Annotated in this window: 6 protein-coding genes and 1 pseudogene; 4 read left to right on the top strand and 3 right to left on the bottom strand. The window is 70.6% G+C overall.

Annotation, left to right across the window (positions count from 1 at the left end; translation table 11 throughout):
• Positions 1–9: 9 nt before the first annotated feature.
• Positions 10–804: a methyltransferase domain-containing protein gene (locus LIU39_RS01480; RefSeq protein WP_227043641.1), complete on the bottom strand. Its 795-nt coding sequence runs from the start codon at positions 802–804 to the stop codon at positions 10–12.
• An 888-nt stretch (positions 805–1,692) separates the two neighbouring features.
• Between LIU39_RS01480 and scoE the strand changes: the two genes are divergently transcribed.
• From scoE to LIU39_RS01460, 4 genes and pseudogenes are all read left to right on the top strand, one after another.
• Positions 1,693–2,577, top strand: a complete 885-nt coding sequence (gene scoE, locus LIU39_RS01475) for a (3R)-3-[(carboxymethyl)amino]fatty acid oxygenase/decarboxylase (protein ID WP_227043639.1) — start codon at positions 1,693–1,695, stop codon at positions 2,575–2,577.
• 2 nt (positions 2,578–2,579) lie between these two features.
• The gene (gene scoD, locus LIU39_RS01470; RefSeq protein ID WP_227043637.1) at positions 2,580–3,098 is read left to right on the top strand and encodes a (2E)-enoyl-ACP glycyltransferase; all 519 of its coding nucleotides are present in this window, start codon (positions 2,580–2,582) and stop codon (positions 3,096–3,098) included.
• Between the two features lie 115 nt (positions 3,099–3,213).
• A complete protein-coding gene (locus tag LIU39_RS01465; RefSeq protein ID WP_227043635.1) occupies positions 3,214–4,011 on the top strand; it encodes a thioesterase II family protein in 798 nt (265 codons plus the stop codon).
• A gap of 318 nt (positions 4,012–4,329) precedes the next feature.
• Positions 4,330–4,548: pseudogene (locus LIU39_RS01460) on the top strand (response regulator transcription factor); the annotation flags it as partial.
• A gap of 138 nt (positions 4,549–4,686) precedes the next feature.
• Here the strand turns inward: LIU39_RS01460 and LIU39_RS01455 are convergent.
• Both LIU39_RS01455 and LIU39_RS34740 read right to left on the bottom strand, forming a co-directional pair.
• Positions 4,687–5,430 (bottom strand): AfsR/SARP family transcriptional regulator, encoded by a 744-nt coding sequence (locus LIU39_RS01455; protein ID WP_227043633.1) that lies wholly within the window; start codon positions 5,428–5,430, stop codon positions 4,687–4,689.
• 312 nt (positions 5,431–5,742) lie between these two features.
• Positions 5,743–7,248 (bottom strand): polyketide synthase, encoded by a 1,506-nt coding sequence (locus LIU39_RS34740; RefSeq protein WP_264482231.1) that lies wholly within the window; start codon positions 7,246–7,248, stop codon positions 5,743–5,745.
• Positions 7,249–7,487 lie beyond the last annotated feature (239 nt).

Genomic DNA, 7,487 nt, shown 5'->3' with positions numbered 1-7,487 from the left:
CCGCTGCCTCTAGCGTGCGCTCTCGTCGGCGGGGCGGCGGCCCCAGGCGCTGACGATCAGCGGCCCGAAGCCGACCGTGTCGCCGTCGTGCCACAGACGGCTGAAGGCGTCGAGGTCATCCTGGGTGAGCAGTCCCTCGGCCAGCATCCGGGGGGCGAGCTGGGTGACCCACATCTGCCAGTCCGGCTGGCCGTGCTCGACGTCGGCCAGCAGCGGCATCGACGCCGCCCGGATCCCGATGTCGGTCAGCCCCGCCTCGCGCAGCTGGCGGGGCACCTTCCGGCCGTAGGAGGCGTCGTAGGCGCTGCCCGCGTACAGCTTGTGACAGGCGGCGATGACGCGCTCGTGGGCCTCGGACGGAGGGTCGATGGTCAGCGCCGTGGACCAGTCGACGTCTTCGACGACCACCCAGCCGCCCGGCCGGGCCGCGGCCGTCATCGACCGCACCATCTCGGCCGGTTCGGGCAGGTGCTCAAGGAGCAGCCGGGCGTGCACGAAGTCGAACCGGCCCTCGGGCAGCGGCCCAGCCGTCACGTCCATGGTGCGTACCGTGATCGGACCGCCGGCCAGCGGTTCCAGGAAGCGGGTGTCGGCGTCGATCGCCAGCACCTCGCCCTCGGGCCCGACCCGTTCGGCGAGCATCCGCACGACGCTGCCGCTGCCCGCGCCGAGGTCCAGGCAGCGCCAGCCGGCACCGACGCCCAGCCGGTCGCAGATCTCGGCGGTGCCCACGTTGTAGAAGACGGCCAGGTTTTCCAGACGCTCGCGCTCTTCGGCCCACGCGGGGTCAATGATGTAGTTCATGGGGCTGGATACCTCTCGGAGGGTGATGGTGCCGTAGGCGGCCGGCCTCCGGACGCCGGTGCGCGCGGCGCACTGCTCGCACAGCAGCGGGAGACGGCGGGATGACGGGTGAACGGGGGTGCTGCGGAGCTCAGTCGACCGGGCGCCCGCAGGCAGAATCCGGTCCGGCGGGGTGCGTGCGGCGGGGGATCTTGCGCCGAAGCCGGCGAGATCCGGAAATACGCCGTGCGCATACCTGAGTCGATTCCATGGAAAACGCGCCTCCGAAGTCCGCGCGGCACCATGTTCCGGTAGCAGCAGATGATTGAGATGCACAACGCGCCCCCGGTGAATTCCTTCACTGTGGCCGAAGATCACCGGGCTGCCAAGACACTTGATACGCCGAAGGTATGGCCCCGTGCAACTGCCGACAGGTTCCTTATCGCCCGCGTTTCCCTTCGGTGACAGCGGCGTGACACCACCTCAACTGCACGACCCACAGGGCATTTCCGCAGGCCAGCTCAACAATCTCGAACCGCCTGCACACCCGGCCGGGATCCCGTAGCGCACTCCCGGGCCTTCAGCGCTTCTTTAGAATCACTTCAGAAATCCACTCCGGCATTGACACACATGACGCTTCGGCCTTTTTCTTGATCTGTATCCGCCTCGTGGATGACGCCACGCGAAAACCTTCCACTGTTTTCCGGAAGGCACGTCGTGAGCACGAACGGATTTCCCGCCGGCCGCCCCAGCGGACCGCCATCGACGCGGGTATGCGTCAGCGGCCCGGCACCGGTGACGTACGACCACCGCCCGTCCCGGCGTCGACGCCCCGACCGGCGGCTCCCCGCCCCTTACCGGCGCCCCCATCCGCCGGCCCCCCTCACCAGAATCCGGAGAACGCGCACCATGAACATCACGCCGCAGGCAGGCAAGAAACTGGGTGTGACCGTCGAGGGCTTCGACCACACCACCGCGTCGGATTCCGACGTCCAGGAACTCATGCAGGCCGTCTACACCAGCAAGATCGCGGTACTGAAGAACCAGGACCTGTCGACCGATTCCTTCCTCGAATTGAGCAAGCGGCTGGGCCGCCCTGAGCGCTACTACGAGCCGATGTACCACCACCCGGACAACCCGGATATCTTCGTGTCCTCGAACATTCCGCAGGACGGCAAGCAGGTCGGCGTCCCCAAGACCGGCCAGTTCTGGCACGCCGACTACCAGTTCATGCCCGACCCGTTCGGCATCACCCTCATCCACCCGCAGGTCGTGCCGAAGAAGAACCGCGGCACGTACTTCATCGACATGGGCGAGGCGTACCGCAGGCTGCCCGACGACCTGAAGGCGGCGGTGGCCGGCACCAACTCCCGTCACACCGTGCGCAAGTACTTCAAGATCCGTCCGGGGGACGTCCACCGGCCGCTGTCCGAAGTCATCGCGGAGATCAAGCAGAAGACCCCGGACGTGCTGCATCCCACCACCTTCACGCACCCGCTGACCGGGGAAACGGTTCTCTACATCAGCGAGGCCGGCACCGTCGAGATCGAGGACGCGGACGGCAACCCGCTCGACGACAAGCTGCTGCATCAGCTCCTTGAGGTCACCGGCCAGCTCGACGAGGAGCTGAGCCACGAGCTCATCCACCTCCAGGAGTTCGAGGTGGGCGACCTGCTCGTCTGGGACAACCGCAGCCTGATCCACCGCGCCCGGCACACCACGACACCGGAGCCGACCGCCTCGCACCGCATCACCGTGCACGACGCCCACAAGCTGTACGAGAAGGAGGCGTGACCATGGCCGCGGTCAGCTACCCGACCGACCTCGACATTCTGGACAAGGTGCTCCACCCCTACAAGGAGCACTGCAAGTACCTGAAGTCGGCCGACGTCACCGCCGATGACGGGATCGTCTCCGCGCAGTGCACCTTCTCCATCCCCGAGTCCTGCTACATCGACGACACCGGGCACCTCAACTCCGTCGAGGTCAACATCTGTTACAACCAGATGGCGTATTACACCGCCGCCGCGGCGGTCCAGTGGCGGCTGCTGGAGGAGTTCTCGGGCTGGACGATGGACGATTACTGGAAGCGTCTGCTGCCCGACATGCTCATCACCCGGTTCCAGGCCAGGTTCCGGCGCCCGGTCGACCCCCGTGCGTTCGGCGGTGAGGTGGTGTTCAACCGGCTCCAGCGGCGGGCGTCCAGCGTCGGCGACCCGCTTCTGATGATCAACACCACCCACCGCTACCACGACGACACCGGAGAGGGCTGCGGCGGCGAGGTGACGCTCGCCCTCACCCGCCTTCCCGACTGAACGGCGCCGCACCGGGGTTGCGGTACGGCATGGTGGTCACGGCACACGGCACGCCGCCCGGCCGTGACCGCCTCCGTACCGCGACCACGGGCGCGCACCCCAGGAAGGACCCCCTGTGCAGCACACCGACCCGACCGGCACACCGGCACCCGCGCTCCCCGACCCGTCGGCCGACCCGTGGATCCGGCGTTTCCGCCCCGCGCCGGAGAGCCGGGTCCGGCTCGTCTGCTTCCCGCACGCCGGCGGCGCAGCGAGCTTCTACCTCCCCCTCGCCCGGCAGTTGCCGCCCGGCATCGAAGCCTGGTCCCTGCAGTATCCGGGGCGCCAGGAGCGGCGCACGGAAGCGCCGTTCACCGCCATCCCCGAGCTGGCGGACGCGGCCTTCGATGCGCTGCGGCCCCACCTGACGGAGCCGTTCGCGTTCTTCGGGCACAGCATGGGATCGATCGTGGCCTTCGAGGTGGCCAGGCGGTGCGAGCGGGCCGGACTGCCGGGCCCCGTACGGCTCTTCGTCTCGGCCCGGCGCGCCCCGTCCGACCCTCGGCGCAAGGCCATCCGGCTGCTGGACGACGACGGTCTGGTCGCCGAGCTGGAGCGGCTGGGCGGCACCGCGCCGGGCGTGCTGGCCGACGCGGAGCTGCGGGCCATGGTGCTGCCCGCCGTCCGGGCCGACTACCACGCGATCGAGACGTACGTCTGCGGTCAGGGCGAGAGGGTCAACTGCCCGCTGACCGTGCTGTCCGGCGACGCCGACCCGTCGCTCGCGGTGGCCGACGCGCCGGCCTGGCAGCAGCACACCACGGCGGAGTGCGAGGTGTCGGTGTACTCCGGCGGCCACTTCTACCTGGAGGGCCACGTGCCGGAGGTCGCCGAGCGGATCGGCGGCGCACTCCTCGGCACACCAGCCGGGTAACGGTTGCCGCGAGGACGGCCGGAATCTGCGTGATGGCGGCACGAATTGCGCCAGAAGCCGTATCCCCCTCCAACTGGGGGTGCCCCGGTCAAGGCGCTCCCAGAGATGCTGACGCTCCGACATATTCCTTACGGCAGAAGGCCGTTGGGGTTGTTCGGGAAACGCCGCCCCCGACGACCGGGCTGCCGCCCGGCGGGGATACCCGTCCCGCCCGGGGAGTTTCCCGCGACCTGTCGGTGACTGGCGAAGGAGACAACCACGGTGATCACCCGGCAGCGGCCGCGCCGATTCGTCTGGATGCCTGCGGACGGCACCGCCCTCGAACGGCTCACCGACCGGGAACGCGAGGTACTGCTCCTGCTGACCCAGGGCCTGTCGAACGCGGAGATCGCGGAGAGCCTCGTACTGTCCGCGGCCACCGTCAAGACCCATGTCGGGCGGATGCTCGCCAAGCTGCATCTGCGCGACCGGGTCCAGGCGGTGGTCTTTGCCTACGAGGTGGGGCTGGTGCGGGCCGGAGAGGACCGCCGCCTCTGACCGCTCCGCGTTGCGCGGCCCGTCCCCGTCGACGTGCGGGGCGTGGCGCATTCTTGGCGTGGAAGGCTTCGTGGCACGGAAAGGCGGAGACGGCGGACCCTAAGACCGCCGTCTCCGCCACCGCCCTTCGCCCGCCCGTCACCCCGCCAGGCGGATGCCCGACCGCTCGTCATCGGACAGCAGGATCGTCCGCTGGAGTTCCCGCAGTGCCGGGCAGGGTTCGAGGCCCAGTTCGCGGCGGATCGTCTCGCGGGCGCAGTGGTAGACGCGCAGCGCCTCGGCCCGCCGGCCCGACCGTGACAGGCAGCGGATGAGCTGCTGGTAGAAGACCTCGTGCAGCGGGTGTTCGGCGAGCAGGGAGCGCAGCAGTCCGGCCATCTCCTGGTAGCGGCCCAGTGCCATGCCGGACTCGACGAACAGTTCGGCGCACTCGATCCTGGCTTCCTCGGCCCAGCGGACGAAGCCGCCGACGATCGGCCCGTCGCCCACCCCGTTCAGCACCGCACCCCGGTGCAGGGACAGCGCCGCGCCCAGCACCGTCGCCGCCTTGTCGTGGTTCTTGGCGCGCGCGGCCTGCCGCCCGTCCCGCAGCAGCTGCTGAAAGCGGTGCAGGTCCAGCTCGCCCGGCTCGACGCGCAGGAGATAGCCGGGGGCCTCGGTGCCGATCGGACTCTCGGGCCGGCCGGGGCGGGCGAGGATCTTCCGCAGCTGGGAGACGTGGACGTGCAAGGAAGCGGTCGCGCGCCGTGGCGGGTTGCTGCTCCAGATCTCGCGGGTCAGCTCCTCGCCTGACACGACGTGGTTGGCCCGGACGAGCAGCGCGGCCATCAGAATCTGCATCTTCGGCGCACTGACCGAGGAGACGCCGTGGTCATCGGTCACCCGAAGCGAACCAAGAATGTCATACCGCACGAATGGCTCCTCGCTCTCCCTCTGCACTGTCGTCGCACGCGCATCCCCGGCGACAGGGGGACTATCGGATCCGGTACGGATGCGCCGGGCGCCTGGCCCGGTGCCGCACGCCGCGGTCTTCCACGGGTGCCCGGTCAACGTATCCACGCCCGCCCCCTACTTTGAACCCCAGATCGGCCGCCCCACCCCCTACTTCTCCGGGCCGTTCACCGGCTCAGGTCAGCACGGCGCTGCGCCAGGTCGGGTGTTCCGGCGCAGCGGCAGGAGGGCGGCGGATGGGCTTCAGGCGTGACCGGCGAGTTCCAGCAGCCGGGACAACAGTCCGGCCTCGCGCAGGCGTTGCAGGGGCAGTTCGCCGATGATTTCCAGCACCTGTTCGTCGTCCAGGTCGGCAGCGGGGTCGGCGGTGCCGTCGACGGTCTTGTGGATGGCGGTTGCTGCGGTCGGGCCGGGGGGTGTGGCGTGTGCCGCTCGTCGGTCGACCGGCAGGAGGGTGGGGGCGATGCCATCGGGGCGGTACCCGGGGTAGGCCGCCAGGTGCGTGTGCAGGCGGGCCGCGCGGGTGCGCGGGGTGTCGGTGGTACCCGCCGAGAGGGCCGGCGTGACGGGGACGCCGCTGCGGGCGCACTGTGCCGGGCCGGGCCGCGGGGCCGGCTCCGCCGCCACCCGCTGCGGGCGCCAGTCGGACAGCACCACATGGCAGTTGGTGCCGCCCGCGCCGAACGCGCTGACCTCCGCCAGCACCGGCTCGTCCCCGTGCCGTACGAGCGGCTGTCCGCGGTCGCCGGACCGGAGGTGCGGCGCCTCCGGGGAGACCTCGGCATGCGGGGAACCGGCCACGAGGACGGCCTCGCGCAGGCACAGGACCGTCTTGATCAGCGCGGCGATGCCGTCGCCCGCTGCGGTGTCCGCGCCGTGCAGTTCGACGAACCGGGTGGCGGCGGGGTCGGCCCCGGCGTGCGTGTAGGCGCGACGCAGGACGTCTTCCCGGGCGGCCGTGGCAGGCGGTCCTGCCGGGGTGTCGCCGCCTTCGTTGCTGACGGCGCCGCCGCGGATCAGGCAGTGCACGGTGTCGCCGTCGGCAAGTGCCCTGCGCAGGGTCTTGAGGACGAGCACGCCGCCGTCGGCGCGGGCCCGTCCGCCGACTGACGCGGTGTCCACTTCACGACTCACGGCGGCGCCTCCGGCCAGCGCCTCGGTGCACTCGCCGGCCCGCAGCGCCTGGCAGGCGAGGTGGACGGCGGTCAGCGCGGAGGACTGCGCGGTGTCGACCACCAGGCTCGGGCCGCGCAGGCCGAAGACATGGGACACGCGGTTGGCGAGCGTGCCGCGGCTGAGGCCGGTGAGCGCGGCGTCGGCTCCGTGCGGGCGCAGAGGTGCCGCGCCGTCGTCGGCGACGGCTCCGAGGAAGACGCCGGTTTCGCTGCCCGCCAGGCCCTCCGGCAGTATTCCGGCGCTCTCCAGGGCTTCCCAGGCGAGTTCCAGGACCAGCCGCTGCTGCGGTTCCATGGCGGCCGCTTCGGCTGCGGAGATCCCGAAGAATTCCGGTTCGAAGCGGTTGACCGGGTCGAGGAGCGCGGCGGCCCGGGTGCGGCCGCCGTCCGGCTGCCCCGCTGCGTCGCGCGGCTCATCGGCGGACGGTGGTGCGCCGCCGTGCAGGAGCCGCCGGAAGGCTTCGGGGCCTGCCGCCCGGGGGAAACGGCAGGACAGTCCGACGACCGCGATGGCGCCGGCTTCTTCCGGCGCGGGCCGTCCCGCGCCTGTGTCCGCATCGGAAGCGATGCCCATGTCATTCCTCTCGCACGCCGCGCGCCGCGGCCGGCGCACACTCCGGCCGTACTGCCGCATCCGTCCCGTGCTCGTACGCGTACGTGCCCGCGCGCCCGCCCCGTGCGTGTATGCGCGGTCTGTCATTCAACTGCGGTGCCCCTGGCGGCAGTTGCTCTTCGTGCAATTCACCGGCCCGGGAATTCCGGGCGGGGTACCGGCCATCGCTTCCCGTGCCTTCGTTTTTCCGTGTCTTCATT

The sequence above is a fragment of the Streptomyces pinistramenti genome, assembly GCF_020564935.1.
Lineage (GTDB): Bacteria > Actinomycetota > Actinomycetes > Streptomycetales > Streptomycetaceae > Streptomyces > Streptomyces pinistramenti.
The sequence above is the reverse complement of the archived record's forward strand: the minus strand, read 5'-3'. Positions and strand labels throughout refer to the sequence as shown.

Bases quoted from the DNA above. Each gene is read 5' to 3' on its own strand.
- scoD (WP_227043637.1), top strand. From the start codon at position 2,580: ATGGCCGCGGTCAGCTACCCGACCGACCTCGACATTCTGGACAAGGTG.
- LIU39_RS01480 (WP_227043641.1), bottom strand. From the start codon at position 804: ATGAACTACATCATTGACCCCGCGTGGGCCGAAGAGCGCGAGCGTCTG.
- LIU39_RS34740 (WP_264482231.1), bottom strand. From the start codon at position 7,248: ATGGGCATCGCTTCCGATGCGGACACAGGCGCGGGACGGCCCGCGCCG.
- scoE (WP_227043639.1), top strand. From the start codon at position 1,693: ATGAACATCACGCCGCAGGCAGGCAAGAAACTGGGTGTGACCGTCGAG.